General features: G+C 63.7%; 16 protein-coding genes. 9 read left to right on the plus strand and 7 right to left on the minus strand.

Annotated features, from left to right (window positions below; all coding sequences use genetic code 11):
• Positions 1-2: 2 nt before the first annotated feature.
• A complete protein-coding gene (locus ABIB28_RS17190) occupies positions 3-1,427 on the minus strand; it encodes an aldehyde dehydrogenase family protein (protein WP_354289281.1) in 1,425 nt (474 codons plus the stop codon).
• Between the two features lie 114 nt (positions 1,428-1,541).
• Here ABIB28_RS17190 and ABIB28_RS17195 point away from each other — a divergent pair, with 114 nt between their 5' ends.
• A complete protein-coding gene (locus ABIB28_RS17195; protein WP_354289282.1) occupies positions 1,542-2,516 on the plus strand; it encodes a quinone oxidoreductase family protein in 975 nt (324 codons plus the stop codon).
• Here ABIB28_RS17195 and ABIB28_RS17200 read toward each other — a convergent pair whose 3' ends face one another.
• The gene (locus ABIB28_RS17200) at positions 2,517-2,966 is read right to left on the minus strand and encodes a hypothetical protein (protein ID WP_354289283.1); all 450 of its coding nucleotides are present in this window, start codon (positions 2,964-2,966) and stop codon (positions 2,517-2,519) included.
• 70 nt (positions 2,967-3,036) lie between these two features.
• On the opposite strand from ABIB28_RS17200, the gene ABIB28_RS17205 reads away from it, so the two are divergent.
• Complete coding sequence (locus tag ABIB28_RS17205) at positions 3,037-3,624, plus strand: pseudouridine synthase (RefSeq protein ID WP_354289284.1); 588 nt, start codon at positions 3,037-3,039, stop codon at positions 3,622-3,624.
• Between the two features lie 9 nt (positions 3,625-3,633).
• On the opposite strand, the gene ABIB28_RS17210 is transcribed toward ABIB28_RS17205, so the two are convergent.
• Positions 3,634-4,242, minus strand: a complete 609-nt coding sequence (locus ABIB28_RS17210; RefSeq protein WP_354289285.1) for a flavodoxin family protein — start codon at positions 4,240-4,242, stop codon at positions 3,634-3,636.
• A gap of 429 nt (positions 4,243-4,671) precedes the next feature.
• The gene (locus ABIB28_RS17215; RefSeq protein WP_354289286.1) at positions 4,672-5,184 is read right to left on the minus strand and encodes a hypothetical protein; all 513 of its coding nucleotides are present in this window, start codon (positions 5,182-5,184) and stop codon (positions 4,672-4,674) included.
• On the opposite strand from ABIB28_RS17215, the gene ABIB28_RS17220 reads away from it, so the two are divergent.
• Entirely contained in the window at positions 5,185-6,312 is a 1,128-nt protein-coding gene (locus ABIB28_RS17220; protein ID WP_354289287.1) for an ImmA/IrrE family metallo-endopeptidase, read from the plus strand.
• A gap of 3 nt (positions 6,313-6,315) precedes the next feature.
• On the plus strand, positions 6,316-6,762 hold the full coding sequence (locus tag ABIB28_RS17225) for a hypothetical protein (protein WP_354289289.1): 447 nt from the start codon (positions 6,316-6,318) through the stop codon (positions 6,760-6,762).
• Positions 6,763-7,023: 261 nt separating this feature from the next.
• On the opposite strand, the gene glnA is transcribed toward ABIB28_RS17225, so the two are convergent.
• On the minus strand, positions 7,024-8,445 hold the full coding sequence (glnA, locus tag ABIB28_RS17230; RefSeq protein WP_133187035.1) for a type I glutamate--ammonia ligase: 1,422 nt from the start codon (positions 8,443-8,445) through the stop codon (positions 7,024-7,026).
• Between the two features lie 96 nt (positions 8,446-8,541).
• Positions 8,542-8,880 carry a P-II family nitrogen regulator gene (locus ABIB28_RS17235; protein ID WP_010183375.1) on the minus strand — a complete coding sequence of 113 codons (339 nt, stop codon included), beginning with the start codon at positions 8,878-8,880 and terminating at the stop codon, positions 8,542-8,544.
• Positions 8,881-9,077: 197 nt separating this feature from the next.
• Here ABIB28_RS17235 and ABIB28_RS17240 point away from each other — a divergent pair, with 197 nt between their 5' ends.
• Both ABIB28_RS17240 and ABIB28_RS17245 read left to right on the plus strand, forming a co-directional pair.
• Entirely contained in the window at positions 9,078-9,317 is a 240-nt protein-coding gene (locus tag ABIB28_RS17240) for a CopG family transcriptional regulator (RefSeq protein WP_133187037.1), read from the plus strand.
• Positions 9,314-9,751 (plus strand): TA system VapC family ribonuclease toxin, encoded by a 438-nt coding sequence (locus ABIB28_RS17245; RefSeq protein WP_354289291.1) that lies wholly within the window; start codon positions 9,314-9,316, stop codon positions 9,749-9,751. Before ABIB28_RS17240 ends, ABIB28_RS17245 begins: the two co-directional genes overlap by 4 nt.
• A gap of 11 nt (positions 9,752-9,762) precedes the next feature.
• Here ABIB28_RS17245 and map read toward each other — a convergent pair whose 3' ends face one another.
• The gene (gene map, locus ABIB28_RS17250) at positions 9,763-10,587 is read right to left on the minus strand and encodes a type I methionyl aminopeptidase (protein ID WP_354289292.1); all 825 of its coding nucleotides are present in this window, start codon (positions 10,585-10,587) and stop codon (positions 9,763-9,765) included.
• A gap of 66 nt (positions 10,588-10,653) precedes the next feature.
• Here map and ABIB28_RS17255 point away from each other — a divergent pair, with 66 nt between their 5' ends.
• The 3 genes from ABIB28_RS17255 to ABIB28_RS17265 all read left to right on the plus strand — a co-directional run bounded on the left by ABIB28_RS17255 (position 10,654) and on the right by ABIB28_RS17265 (position 13,787).
• A complete protein-coding gene (locus tag ABIB28_RS17255; protein ID WP_354289293.1) occupies positions 10,654-11,409 on the plus strand; it encodes a competence/damage-inducible protein A in 756 nt (251 codons plus the stop codon).
• Between the two features lie 17 nt (positions 11,410-11,426).
• A complete protein-coding gene (locus ABIB28_RS17260) occupies positions 11,427-11,768 on the plus strand; it encodes a hypothetical protein (protein ID WP_354289294.1) in 342 nt (113 codons plus the stop codon).
• Positions 11,769-12,287: 519 nt separating this feature from the next.
• Entirely contained in the window at positions 12,288-13,787 is a 1,500-nt protein-coding gene (locus ABIB28_RS17265; protein WP_354289295.1) for an MFS transporter, read from the plus strand.
• Positions 13,788-14,338 lie beyond the last annotated feature (551 nt).

Here is a 14,338-nt window from a genome sequence, read left to right on the forward strand (position 1 = left end):
CGTCAGGCCGGCTCGCCGATCACCGTCTTCACTTCCATGAAGTCGGTGAGGCCGAACTTGCCGTTCTCGCGACCGTTGCCCGATTGCTTGTAGCCGCCGAACGGCGCGTTGCCGTCGGGGCTCCACGAGTTGATCGTGACGAGCCCGGCGCGCAGCCGCGGCGCGACCTTGGCGGCCTTGGCAGGATCGCCCGAGATCGTCGCCGACAGGCCGTAGGGCGTGCCGTTGGCGATCTTCACCGCCTCGTCCTCGGTGTCGTAGGCGATCATCGTCGCGACGGGGCCGAACACTTCCTCCTGCGCGATGCGCATCTCGGGCGTCACGTCGGTGAACAGCGTCGGCTTGATGAAATATCCCGAATTGCGTCCGTCGGGCCGACCCGTGCCGCCGGTGACGAGCGTCGCGCCCTCGTCGATCGCCGACTGGATCAGCCCCTGGATCTTCTCGTACTGCGCCTTGTTGACGACGGGCCCGATATGCGCGCCCATCACCGAGGGGTCGCCGACTGCGGTGCCTTCCATCATCGCCTTGACGATGCCAGTTGCCTCGGCGACCTGGCTGGTGTGGACGAGCAGCCGCGTCGGGGCGATGCAGCTCTGCCCCGAATTGGCGAGCACGCCCTGGACGGTCGGCGGCAGCACCGCGGCGAGATCTGCGCCTTCGAGCACGAGATTGGCCGCCTTGCCGCCGAGCTCCTGATGCACGCGCTTGACCGTCGCCGCGGCCGACTGCGCGATCGCGATGCCCGCGCGGGTCGATCCGGTGAAGCTCACCATGTCGACATCGGGATGCGCCGACAGCGCCGAACCGACGCCCTTGCCGTCGCCGTTGACGAGGTTGAACACGCCGGGTGGGACACCCGCCGCGTCGAGGATCTCGGCGAGGATCACCGCGCAGCCGGGCGATTCCTCCGAGGGCTTGAGGATCATCGTGTCGCCCGCCGCCAGTGCCGGCGCGACCTTGGCGGTCACCTGGTTGAGCGGCCAGTTCCACGGCGTGATCATCGCGACGATGCCGAGCGGCTCGTGCACCACCTTGGCGCGGCCGAGCTTCTGCTCGAACTCGAAGCTGTTGAGCGCCTTCAAGGTCGAGATGAAATGCCCGAGCCCGGCGGGAACCTGCGCCGCGGTCGCAAAGCCGATCGGTGCGCCCATCTCGCTGCTCACCGCGAAGGCGAGGTCGGGGATGCGCTTCTTGTACTCCTCGATGATCCGCTCGAGCAGCGCCGCGCGCTCGGCGACGGTCGTCTGCGAATAGCTGTCGAACGCGGTGCGTGCGGCAGCGACCGCGGCGTCGACGTCGGCGGCGGTGCCGAGCGTGATCTCGGTGCAGGGCTGTTCGGTCGCGGGGTCGATCACGTCGTGCCGCGTGCCGCCCTGGCTCTCGACCCAGGCACCGTTGATATACTGTTTGAGATAGCTCTTCATCGCCGCTCTCCACGTTTCTGGTTTCTGCTAGGAGGGGTAGATGGCGCGCTGCGAGATCGGTTGCAACCCGAAACGCAGATCGTCGGTTGAGCTGTTCCCGCGAGGAGACGACGCATGGCACGTGCCGCAAGATTCGAGCAAATTGGTGGCCCCGACGTGATCGAGTGGGTGAATGTCGATCTGCCCGATCCGGGCCCCGGCGAAGTGCGGATGCGCAACACCGCGGTCGGCCTTAACTATATCGACGTCTATTATCGTACCGGCGTCTATCCCGCCACGCTGCCGAGCGGGCTCGGGTCCGAAGCGGCGGGCGTGGTCGAGGCAGTGGGCGAGGGCGTCACCGACTTCGCGCCCGGCGACCGGGTCGGCACCTTTGGCCCCGCGCTCGGTGCGTATGCGACGGCGCGTAACGTCACCGCTGCCAGCCTGTTGCGCTTGCCCGACGATGTCGACGACCGGACGGCCGCCGCGCTGCTCCTCAAGGGCTGCACCACCGAATTCCTGGTCGAGCGCTGCGCCAAGGTCGCGGCGGGGCAGACCGTGCTCGTCCATGCGGCAGCCGGCGGCGTCGGGCATCTGCTCGTCGGCTGGCTGAAAGCGATCGGCGCGACCGTGATCGGGACTGCCGGAAGCGAGGCAAAAGCCGCGCAAGCCACGGCTGCAGGTGCGGACCATGTCATCCTCCACAAGCACGAGGACATCGCCGCGCGCGTGCGCGAGATCACGCAAGGCAAGGGCGTCCCGATCATCCTCGACGGGATCGGGATGGCAACCTGGGAGTCGTCGCTGGCGAGCGCCGCGCCGCGCGGGCTGATCGTCAGCTATGGCAATGCCGGCGGCAAGGTGACGGGGGTGGAACTCGGCGTGCTTGCGGCCAAGGGCTCGCTGTTCGTCACGCGGCCGACGCTGTTCAGTTACTATGCGACCCGCGAGGAACGGCTTGCGGGCACCGAGCGGCTGTTCGCGATGCTGCGCAGCGGCGCGATCACGCCCGAGATCGGCCAGACCTTCGCGCTCGAGGATGCGGCGGCGGCGCATCGCGCGCTCGAGGCGGGCGAGACGCGCGGGGCGAGCGTGCTGACGGTGTGATCAGTCGACCGTGGCGGGTTCGCGCGCGGCATCGAAGTGTCGCTCGCACAGCGCGCTGATCGCCTGGTTGAGCGCGCCGACCCGCTCGCGCATGTGGCGCATCATCGCCAGCCCGGCGAGGCGATATTCTGCCCAGTGCGCGTCGATGTCGACGCCGGCCCATTTGCGCTGATAGTCCTGATAGTCGAAGCCGAGCTTGATATATTCGGCCTTGAGCGTCCACACCGTCGCGACGTCGGGCCCGCCCGCGCTCAGGATCGAGCTGAACAGCGCGCGCTGGGTATAGGCGTCGAGCGCGTGCAGCGCTGCGGTCAGTTCGGTGCGGAACGGCGTGAGCACAACGCAGGCCCCGGCCTCGCGACCGCTCAAGTACGGCTTTGCCCGATCGAGCAGCGTCAGCACGTCGGCGTGCAGCCGATGGAACTGGTCAAGCGGGGGGTAGATCCTCATAAGGCCAATCGTGCAGCGAAAGTCTGAAAAATTTGCCACCGGCGCGCGGGCGCGATCGTCGCCGCGATCCGTGGCTCGCCCCGACCGCAAGCCGGTCGCGGCCGGTACGCGCTTGATCGCGCTCAACAAACCGTATGACGTCCTGTCGCAATTCACCGATGCAAATATTTCCGCCGTGCGGCGCACCTTGTCCGATTTCGTCGCTGTCCCGCATGTTTACCCCGCGGGGCGACTCGACCGCGACAGCGAGGGGCTGCTGCTGCTGACCGACGACGGGCGGTTGCAGGCGCGGATCGCCGACCCGCGCTTCAAGCTGCCCAAGACCTATCTCGTCCAGGTCGAGGGCGAACCCGATGCCGCCGCGCTCGACCATTTGCGCCGCGGCGTGCAACTCACCGACGGGATGACGCGCCCCGCCGAGGCCCGGCGGATCGACCCGCCCGCCTTGTGGCCGCGCGACCCGCCGGTGCGCTTCCGCAAGAGCGTGCCCGATTGCTGGATCGAGCTGACGATCGCCGAGGGCCGTAACCGCCAGGTCCGCCGGATGACCGCGGCGGTCGGCCATCCGACGCTGCGGCTGGTACGCTGGCGGATCGGCGAATGGTCGCTCGACGGCATCGCTCCGGGGGAATGGCGCGACCTGCCATACCCCGGCTGAATCGGGGGCTCAGCCCGGATAGGGCGTCGCCTTGAGCAGGCCGGCGAGATGCGCCGCATTGCCGGCGACCATCTTGACGGTCTTGGCGACCATCTCGGGCGTCTCCTTCAGATCCTTGAAGTCGACCGATCCATAGGCCTCGCCGACCCAATAGACCGCACCGACCGCGGGGATCGTCCAGCCGGTGTCGTTGAGCGACTGGAACAGCTGCGCGGTCGAGAAATGCGCGCCGTCCTCATTGCCGACGATCGCCGCGACCGCGACCTTCGAATAGCTCGGCATCCGGCCCTGATCGTCGGTCTCGCCGAGAAAGGCGTCCATCCGCTCGAGCACACGCTTGGCGACGCTGCCGAGCTGGCCCATCCACACGGGGCCGCCGAAGACGAGGATGTCGGCGGCGAGGATTTTGCTGCGGATCGCGGGCCAGGCGTCGCCATCGCCTTCGTCCGAGCTGACGCCGGGCTTCACGTCGTGCGCGGCGATGCGGATCGTCTCGGTCAGCTCGACGTCGCGCTCGGCGAAGGCGGTCTTGAGCAGGCCCAGCATCACGTCGGTCGAGGAGGCTTCGCTGGCTTCGGCCTTGAGCGTGCAGTTGATGGCGATGGCTTTGAGCGGCATTTGCGGGTCTCCCGGGGGTTGGGGGAGGAACGCGGGGCGGGGGGATTTTCTCCCCCCGGGGGGGGAGATTGTGGGGGTGCGTTAGTGCGACGAACCGAGGGGTGGTTGACTCGATTGACCCCTGGACGTGGTGTTTACTCTCGCGATCGTTTCCGATTTTGTGATGATCGGTGGTTGGTGAAGTGATCCGGCGGCGATCCCGTTTTTTTGGGCGCTTGGCGGGTTTCGACGATTGGAAAGAGCAACCTTTACTATGGCATAATCGGCGCTTGTAGGACAGTGGCAACTTCGGGTGTTACAAATTTTAAAGCACGAACGCTTGCGAAAGGGGTGCCAGGGCGGCTTTCTATTTGCGGCGGATCATTAATACGTATGGCTGCCGCTCGCGATACGAGAGCAGGCGAATCAAGCATGTTGGTTTAAGGATTGTCAGTCGCCGAGCGCGGCAGTGAGATATTCTGTTTGTAACGTTGTGATCCTTGCATCAATTACGGCACAGCGCCGTTTCACATAAAGTCCGATTGATAGGAATATCACGACGGGCAGCAGGAGGTAAAAGCCCATTATTGCTAACGCGCAAATCGCGGTTGCTTTGTCATCCTGCCAAATTGTGCAAAGTCCGAACGCCGCAACGCTGACCGTAAAAAGGACGAAGACGGCATATAATACGGTGCGGTTCACCCGCTGAAACCCCATTTCTAGTCCGCCTACGTCGGTGAGAATGCTGCTCGCCTTGCCTCGAAGAAGCTGCTTTCGGGCGGATGCTATCGCAGCCTCCAGCGTATTAGCCCGCCGTCGCAGGGCAGCGACGCCGCCCTCCGTAACGGCTTGAATTGCCGCCAACGCAAGATACAGTCCAATTCCTACGGTTTGCACGTTCGCAAGCTGAGCGAACGTCAGAGAGCCCAGCTTGAGCAACAACGGTCCAAAGTCGAAATACACGTGAAGCTCTCCAAGATTGCTCTTCAGGGTGTAATTAGCGCCCGCGGTCTGCCGTTGACTACCCTCGCTACGCGGGCGGGAGTGGCGTCAACCGATCTACGCCGTGCAGTCGAGATCGATGGTGAACTAGGCGACGAAGATGTTGCGGCGATCGCTGCCCAGCTCGCGGTTCCAGTTGAGGCTTTCTTTGGCGACCGAATTCCACCGCTGTTAGCGGCAATCGATTTTCGAACAGCAACCCCTCATATTAGCCGGTTTAAAAAGGGAACGCTCGAAGCGATCGCTTATGTAGAGCGTATCTCAGGTGCGCTCGCATCATTGAGTTTAGGAAGTGAGCTCGACCCTAGCCTTGCACTTATAAACACTCATTACACGGACGAAGAAGCAATTGAGCTAGCGAAGAAGTGGCGGAAGCGCTGGGGTCTTTCTTTGGAGGATCAATTAGATGCAGCTAATGCCAATACTATTTATGTCAGCTTACGCGGCTTTATAGAAAACCTAGGAGTCTTGGTATTACATCGATCCTTCGGGACCGACGAGGCTGCGGGCATCTACGCACACGTGCCCGGTGGGCCGCACACCATCGTTATAAATACGACCAGCAGCAGCAAAGCGCGAAAGCTTTTCACACTTGCTCACGAATTTTGCCACGTTCTGCTCCGCGCAGAAGGCACATCCAACCCATCGATTTTAAAAAATAAGGTCGAAAGATTTTGCAATAAATTCGCGGCCTATCTGCTGGCACCTGATCGCCTCATAAACGATGCGATTAAGCGATTTAAGTATCCCGCATCCACCGCGCACGACAACATTCGGCGCTTTGCTAAACGTCTCGGCATCAGTCAGGAGGCTTTGGTACGACGTCTAGTCGAGATTGGCTACGTAACTTCTGCTGATTATACGAATTGGCGAAGCAAGTTCAATGGAGTTGTGCCGCCAGGCGACACAACTGACGGTCAGAGTGGCGGTCAATCGGATCCTTTGCAGACTAAGCGAACTACATACGGGACTCGATTCATCTCGTTGCTTAGTCAAGCACGCGAGCGCGGACTCCTGGATGATTTAGACATATATCGACTGTGCGGCCTGAAAAGGAAGTATCAGGACGAGCTGTTTGAAGTAGTCTGAGTAGTGGCTTCGCCAACAGCCAAGCCCAAGGCAACGTATGTTATCGATACGTATGGTCTTCGAACGGCGCTTACGACAGCTCAAAACAGCGTCCGAAATGCTGTGATTTCCGCGATTGAGTCTGGCGACATGCTTATCCTGAAGCCCGTCAGCAGTGAACTCAAAGAGAATGATCCGCCAGTCTATCAAGACCTGCAGGCAATCTCGTTTAAGAAGTATCTCGCAATTGACGTGGCTGCGAGTAAGGCTGCCGCAGCACTGATCGAGGCGCACGGTGGTTCCCGCTTGTTCGGGACGACACCGCCAATTGATCGCTTCCGTGCACTCGCCACGGCTCGTTTACATAAACTGACCCTGATTACGGACGGCAAGGCCCTAAAAGAGTGCCTTGCTATAGCGGCAAAATGCAAGCTGCCCACTGGCTGCGTGGGGGCGCCCGCCTCAATTTAGCTTCGTCCCATGACGTCTGCTGATGGCGGCCGAACAAGCGCCGCGTTCGAGTTTTGCGCCACGCGCCCTTGATGCCAATGCGTGGCAATTAACCGGTCCCCCGAAATAGAAAGGGCGCCCGGATCCCTCCGAGCGCCCTCTCCCATAATCACCGCCGTGGCAAAGCCACGTCGTCGGTCCTCGCTATGGCGAGGCCGGCCGACAGCTCCTGTGGGGACTTCGGCTTCGCCTTGTCCCCACCGGCGCGGTCGTGGCCGCGCCTCAGTAGCTGTAGTACATGTCGAACTCGACGGGGCTCGGCGTCATTTCCCAACGCTTCACGTCTTCCATCTTCAGCTCGATATACGACTCGATCTGGTCCTTCGAGAACACGTCGCCCTTCAGCAGGAAGTCGTGATCGGCGGCCAGGCAATCGAGCGCCTCGCGGAGCGAACCGCAGACGGTCGGAACCTCGGCGAGCTCTTCGGGCGGAAGGTCGTAGAGGTTCTTGTCCATCGCCTCACCCGGGTGGATGCGGTTCTGGATGCCGTCGAGGCCCGCCATGAACAGCGCCGCGTAGCACAGATACGGGTTGGCCATCGCGTCGGGGAAGCGCACTTCGACGCGCTTCGCCTTGGGGCCGGTGCCGTACGGAATGCGGCACGACGCCGAGCGGTTGCGTGCCGAGTAAGCGAGCAGCACCGGGGCTTCATAGCCCGGGACCAGGCGCTTGTAGCTGTTGGTCGTCGGGTTGGTGAAGGCGTTGACCGCCTTGGCATGCTTGATGATGCCGCCGATGAAATACAGGCACATGTCCGAGAGACCCGCATAGCCGTTGCCGGCGAAGAGCGGGTTGCCCTTGTCCCAGATCGACAGATGCGTGTGCATCCCCGAGCCGTTATCTTCCTTGATCGGCTTGGGCATGAAGGTGACGGTCTTGCCATAGGCCTGCGCGACGTTGTGGCAGACGTACTTGTAGATCTGCATGCGATCGGCGGTGACGGTCATCGTGCCGAAGGTCAGGCCGAGCTCGTGCTGGGCTGCCGCCACTTCGTGGTGATGCTTGTCGCAGGGGAGGCCCATTTCGAGCATGGTCGAGACCATCTCGCCGCGGATGTCGACCGCGCTGTCGACCGGCGCGACCGGGAAATAGCCGCCCTTGGCGCGCGGACGGTGGCCGAGATTGCCGCCGTCATAACTGGTGCCAGTGTTGGTCGGCAGCTCGATATCGTCGATCTTGTAATAGCTCGTCGAATAGCTGTTCTCGAACTGGACGTTGTCGAACATGAAGAACTCGGCCTCGGGGCCGATGAAGATCGTGTCGCCGATGCCGGTGGTCTTGAGATACGCCTCGGCGCGCTTGGCGGTCGAGCGCGGATCGCGCGCATAGAGCTCGCCGGTCGAGGGTTCGACGATGTCGCAGACGAGGATCAGCATCGGGGTGGCCGAGAAGGGGTCGGTCCAGATCGCGTCGAGATCGGGCATGAGGATCATGTCGGACTCGTTGATCGCCTTCCAGCCCTCGATCGAGGAGCCGTCGAACATGAAGCCGTCGGTCAGCTCGTCTTCGCCGACGACGCCGGCGACCATCGTCAGATGCTGCCATTTGCCCTTGGGGTCGGTGAAGCGCAGGTCGATCCACTCGATCTCCTGCTCCTTGATCATCTTCAGTACGTCGCTGGCCGTATTCGCTGCCTTAGCCATAGTCCCCACGCCTTTCGTTTTCGAATAGTCTGCCCGAGTGGTTCGGGAATCGTGTGTCGCCCGGATGCTTACGCTGTCACGGAATGTTGCGTTGCGTCAAATCGCGTCCTCGTTGCGCTCGCCGGTGCGGATTCGCAACGCGGTTTCGACGGGAATGACGAAAATCTTGCCGTCGCCGATGCGCCCGGTCTGTGCGGCGGCGGCGATCGCCTCGACCACGCGGTCGGCCATCGCGTCCTCGACGACGACCTCGAGCTTCACCTTGGGGAGGAAGTCGACGACATATTCGGCGCCGCGATAGAGTTCGGTATGGCCCTTCTGGCGGCCGAAGCCCTTGGCCTCGGTCACGGTGATGCCGCTGACGCCGACTTCGTGCAGCGCTTCCTTCACTTCATCGAGCTTGAACGGCTTGATGATCGCCTCGATCTTTTTCACGCTTGCTCCGCCTCCCGCTATGCCGGGTGACCTTACAACAACCGTGCCAGCCGCGCGAGGGGCGGAAATGCTGGGGGGAGTCCTCACAAACGGCTCGTCGCTGCCCAAAGCCTGTACATGGGACGCCGGGCTGCCGGTTTTTGCAGCACCAGATGCGCGATGCTTGATGCGTGATGCGCTGTAGCGTATGAAGCGGAATGCGCACGACCCTGGCTATCGATGACGACGTTCTCTTGGTTGCGCGCGATCTCGCGCGGCAGCAGCGGCGGAGCATCGGGGAGGTCGTGTCGGATTTAGCGCGGCGGTCGTTGCGCTCCGAGGGCTCGGACGGATCGTCGCAGACGATGCGCAACGGATTTGTCTTGCTGCCGGTGAACAATCCCGACGCGGTCATCACGATGGAGATGGTCAATTCGCTCCGCGACGAGCTCGAATGACCTATCTGCTGGACGTCAATGTCCTGATCGCGCTGATCGACCGCCGCCACGTCAACCACGACGTGGCGCATCGCTGGTTTTCGGAGACCGGGCATGCCGCATGGGCAACGTGTCCGCTGACCGAAAACGGCGTGCTGCGGATCGTCGGCCATCCGCGCTACGCGAATACGCCGGGCTCGCCTGCAGCGGTCGTGCCGGTGCTGGCGAGTCTGTGTGCGCTACCCGGCCATGTGTTCTGGCCGGATGCTATTTCCCTGCTGGACGAGCGGCACGTCACCGGCGCGAAGCTTTTCACCTCGGCGCAGCTGACCGACACCTATCTCCTTGCCTTGGCTGCGAGCCGACATGGGAAGCTCGCAACGCTGGACAGTCGGGTCGCGGTGCAGGCCGTGCCGGGGGGCAAGGCCTCGCTCCACGTGATTGCGACCCAATAGGGCGGCACCCCTCAATACGGCGGCTTGTCGAACCCGCCGGGGCTGAGCGTGAAGATCTCGCAGCCGGTCTCGGTAATGCCGATCGAATGTTCGAACTGCGCCGAGAGCGAGCGATCGCGCGTGACGGCGGTCCAGCCGTCGTCGAGCAGCTTCACGTCAGCGCGGCCGGTGTTGATCATCGGCTCGATCGTGAAGATCATGCCGGGCTTGAGTTCGGGGCCGGTGCCCGGCTTGCCGACATGGACGACCTCGGGCGCGTCATGGAACAGCTGCCCCAGGCCATGCCCGCAGAAATCGCGGACGATGCCGTAGCGGTGCTTTTCAGCATGGCGCTGGATCGCGTGGCCGATATCGCCGAGATGGTTGCCGGGTTTCGCCTGCTCGATGCCAAGCATCAGGCATTCATAGGTCACCTCGACGAGCCGCTTCGCCTTGATCGGCACGTCGCCGATCAGATACATCCGGCTGCTGTCGCCGTGCCAGCCGTCGAGGATCGGCGTTACGTCGACATTGACGATGTCGCCGCTTTTCAGCGTCTTCTCGCTCGGGATGCCGTGGCACACGACATGGTTGAGCGAGATGCAGCTCGAATGCGTATAGCCGCGATAGCCGAGCGTCGCGGGAATCCCGCCGCGCTCGACGATGAAGCGGCGGACCATGTCGTCGATCTCGGCGGTCGAGGTGCCGGGCACCATGTGCGGCACGATCATGTCGAGCGTTTCGGCGGCGAGCTTGCCCGCGGCGTGCATTCCGTCGAACGCATCGCGGCCATAGAGCTTGATCGCGCCGGTGCGGCCGGTGGGGGCGTCGGCGGTTACGGTTACATAATCGGTCATGCCGGACGATATAGCGAAATCGCTTTCGCTTTGCGAGGGGGCGGTGGCGGGGCTATGGCTGTTGGCATGACCACACGCATCTGGACGGCCGCGCTCGCGGTGATCGGCGACGAAATCCTGTCGGGCCGAACGCAGGACAAGAATGTCGCGCAGATCGCGACTTGGCTCAACGTCCAGGGGATCCGCCTCGCCGAGGTGCGGATCGTCGCGGACAAGCCCGAGGCGATCGTCGAGGCGGTCAATATCTTGCGGGAACGCAACGATTATCTGTTCACGACCGGCGGGATCGGGCCGACGCATGACGACATCACCGTCGATGCGATCGCCGAGGCGCTCGGCGTGCCGGTTGTGTTCCATCCGCAGGCCGTCGCTGTGCTCGACGCGTATTACGCGAGCCGCGGCGGGCTGACCGAGACGCGCAAGCGGATGGCGCGCGTGCCCGAGGGGGCCGATTTGATCGAGAACCGCATGTCTGGCGCGCCGGGGATCCGCGTCGGCAATATCTTCATCATGGCGGGGGTGCCGCACATCACTGCGGGGATGCTCGATGCGTTGACCGGTACGCTCGAGGGCGGGCTGCCGGTGCTGTCGCGCACGATCGGCTGCTGGGTCGCCGAGAGCGAGGTCGCCGACGTGCTGCGCCAGGCCGAGAAGAGCCATGAAGGCGTTGCGATCGGCAGTTACCCCTTCTTTCGCGACGGGCGCACCGGCGCGAACTTCGTCGTGCGCGCGACCGATGCGGCACTCGCCGATCGCTGCATCGCCGATCTGACGCAGGCGTTGGAGGCGACCGGTCGCAGCGTCGTGGCCGGCGGGATTTGAGACTTGGGAGCGAACCGATGAAGCGCATGTATCTCGCGGCACTGCTCGCGGTGAGCTTGGCGGCGTGCGATGGCAGCCCGACGGGCAGCAGCGCGCCCGCGGCCGTCGCGACGCACGATCCGATGGAAGCCAAGATCGACGCCCTCTCGCCGTCGCTCCAGCAAACGACGATGTTCCGCGCGATTCGGGACGGGGGGTACACCTGCCAGAAGATCGTGCGGATGGAGAAGCACGCGCCGATCGAGGGCAAGGCGGTGTGGATCGCCGAGTGCGACGACAAGGGGCAATATGTCATCACGCTCCAGCCCGGCGGAATCTTCTGGGTGAGCGGCGTGCCGCAGCCGAAGAAGCCGCGCTGACGCGCACCAAGCTCAGCGTCTGCCAACGCAAGCGGCGCTTTGCGGACGAGGCGGCGGCGGTAGAGGCGATCGCGGCGTCGGGGCTCGTGTTGCGGAGCTATCGGTGCGATCGGTGTCGGCAGTTTCATCTGACCAGCCGGACCAAGGGCAAGCGCGTGGTGGGGATCGGCACCGTCCACGGCTCTCCCCATCCCGCCGTCATCCCCGCGAAGGTGGGGATCCCGCTGCCTGGCCCGGTGCGAGAAGAAGAAGCGGGACCCTCGCCTTCGCGAGGGTGACGGCGGGAGGACTCGGACGCCGCGTAAGGATAGCGGATCGAGTCCAGCACGTTGGGCGTTGGGGCGGCGGGGCGGACAGGACCCTGCCTCACATCGCCGTTGCAGCAACGCGCAGCGAAGCCCACATAGCCGCTTCCGCCGACCACCCGACCAGCCGATCAAGCGCTGGCATCGGAGCGCCCATCCATCCGGTTTCAGCCCTCCCGCCGCGTCGCGCTGAACCAAAGCCTTCGGACCTGTTATGAGATTGCGCCGCCGGGGCCTCGCCTCGATCAACAGCGAAATCCGCGACGGCATCCTGCCCGCCGCAGGCGACATCGCGCAGGTCGCGCGCGAGGACAACGCGGTCGATCATACGCCCAAGAATTACCGGCTGGTCGCGCTGATCATCGCCTGCGCGCTGTTCATGGAGCAGATGGACGCGACGATCCTTGCCACCGCGCTGCCGACGATGGCGCGCGATTTCCAGGTGCCCGCGACCAATATGAGCTCGGCGCTGACCTCGTACCTGCTCGCACTCGCGATCTTCATCCCGGCGAGCGGGCGGCTGGCGGATCGCTTCGGATCGCGCACCGTGTTCCGCGCGGCGATCCTGATCTTCGTCGCGGGATCGGCCTTGTGCGGGGTCGCGCCGAGCCTGCCGTTCATCATGGGCGCGCGCTTCCTGCAGGGGCTGGGGGGCGCGATGATGATCCCGATCGGGCGGCTCGTCCTGCTGCGCAGCGTCGCCAAGGAGGACATGGTCTCGGCGATGTCGTGGCTGATCATGCCCGCGCTGATCGGGCCGATCCTGGGACCCCCGGTCGGCGGTGCGATCGTCACCTATCTCGACTGGCGCTGGATCTTCTATCTCAATTTGCCGATCGGGCTGCTCGGCGTGTTCCTGGTGACGCGCTATATCGGCGAGGTGCGCGCCGAGACGCCGGTGCGAGCGGATCCGTGGGGATTCGTGCTGTCGGGCGTGGCGCTCGGCTGCTTGCTGTTCGGGTTCGAGATGACGAGTCGGACGGGCGAACTGCCGCTTGCGCTCGGCCTGATCGCGATCGGCTGTGTCGCGGGTGCGCTCTACATCCGCCATGCGCGGCACCGTGCCGATCCGATCCTCGATCTGTCGCTGATGCGCGTGCCGACCTTCCGCCTGTCGCTGATCGGCGGATCGCTGACGCGGATCACGCAGGGCGCGCAGCCCTTCCTGCTGCCGATGATGCTGCAATTGGGCTTCGGCATGACCGCGGCGGCGAGCGGCGCGATCACCGTCGCGGGGGCGATCGGGTCGCTCGCGATGAAGGGGCTCGCGCCGCGCATCCTGCGGCGTTGGGGATTTCGGCGCAGTCTGATCATCGGCGGGCTCGGCGCGAGCGCGGGCTATGCGGTGTGCGGGCTGTTCCGGCCCGATTGGCCGGTGCCGCTGATCTTCGGGGTGCTGATGGTTTCGGGGTTCTTCATGTCGTTCCAATTCTCGGCGTACAACACGATCGCCTATGACGAGATCCCGAGCGACCGGATGAGCTCGGCGACGAGCTTCTACGCGACCTTCCAGCAATTGATGCTGTCGCTCGGGATCTGCGTCGGGGCTGCGTCGCTGCATGTCGGGATGTTGGGGGGCGGGCATACGCTGCCGCGGCTGGGAGATTTCACGCTGGCGTTCTGGGTGGTGACCGCGGTCTCGGCGAGCGCGACGATTTGGAACGCGCGGTTTGCTGCCGATGCGGGGGCGGGGATGAGCGGGCATCGGAGGTGAGGGGTGGAGGGGGGACGGGGTTGGCGTGTTTCGCCCAAAGTCGGTCATTCGCGATTGAACGCCGACAAGGATGGTGACAAATTTCGAGAATGACGCGCTGCTTGCCCTTTTCATTTTTGCTGCTGGCAAGTTGCACTCAGTATGAGCCGCCATCGCCGGTGTATTGGATGGACCAATGTCTGGCGAAGCATCGGCCTCACAAGCTTGTCCCGTTCGATGCGGCGACCGCGATAGTCGCCAAGTGTGACAAAGAGATCAGTCGTTACGCCTACTTTCTTGAAAGCCACACTGCTCGCTACCGCGCTAACCCGAAAGACCCGGCGGTCGCACGAGATGCAAGAATGTTGAGGTCGATATTTACCGATATTGCTCGCTGCGATCTTTCGGTGTCTTTGTCGCGCGGGTGGAGCGAGGCGTGTTTGCGAACCGATTAGGGGGCAGGCGTATGTCCGCTTTCCACGGTGGGTTCAACCGATCGACGCAACGCTCTGTGCGAACTTCTCCGCTGGCGTTTGGTACATCAAGGTTTTTCTCGGCCGCTCGTTGAGCTG

The sequence above is a fragment of the Sphingomonas sp. UYEF23 genome, assembly GCF_040546165.1.
Classification (GTDB): domain Bacteria; phylum Pseudomonadota; class Alphaproteobacteria; order Sphingomonadales; family Sphingomonadaceae; genus Sphingomonas; species Sphingomonas glacialis.

Coding starts and splice junctions, on each gene's coding strand:
- ABIB28_RS17190 (WP_354289281.1), bottom strand. CDS start 1,427: ATGAAGAGCTATCTCAAACAGTATATCAACGGTGCCTGGGTCGAGAGC.
- ABIB28_RS17195 (WP_354289282.1), top strand. CDS start 1,542: ATGGCACGTGCCGCAAGATTCGAGCAAATTGGTGGCCCCGACGTGATC.
- ABIB28_RS17200 (WP_354289283.1), bottom strand. CDS start 2,966: ATGAGGATCTACCCCCCGCTTGACCAGTTCCATCGGCTGCACGCCGAC.
- ABIB28_RS17210 (WP_354289285.1), bottom strand. CDS start 4,242: ATGCCGCTCAAAGCCATCGCCATCAACTGCACGCTCAAGGCCGAAGCC.
- glnA (WP_133187035.1), bottom strand. CDS start 8,445: ATGGCTAAGGCAGCGAATACGGCCAGCGACGTACTGAAGATGATCAAG.
- ABIB28_RS17240 (WP_133187037.1), top strand. CDS start 9,078: ATGCGCACGACCCTGGCTATCGATGACGACGTTCTCTTGGTTGCGCGC.
- ABIB28_RS17245 (WP_354289291.1), top strand. CDS start 9,314: ATGACCTATCTGCTGGACGTCAATGTCCTGATCGCGCTGATCGACCGC.
- map (WP_354289292.1), bottom strand. CDS start 10,587: ATGACCGATTATGTAACCGTAACCGCCGACGCCCCCACCGGCCGCACC.
- ABIB28_RS17255 (WP_354289293.1), top strand. CDS start 10,654: ATGACCACACGCATCTGGACGGCCGCGCTCGCGGTGATCGGCGACGAA.
- ABIB28_RS17260 (WP_354289294.1), top strand. CDS start 11,427: ATGAAGCGCATGTATCTCGCGGCACTGCTCGCGGTGAGCTTGGCGGCG.
- ABIB28_RS17265 (WP_354289295.1), top strand. CDS start 12,288: ATGAGATTGCGCCGCCGGGGCCTCGCCTCGATCAACAGCGAAATCCGC.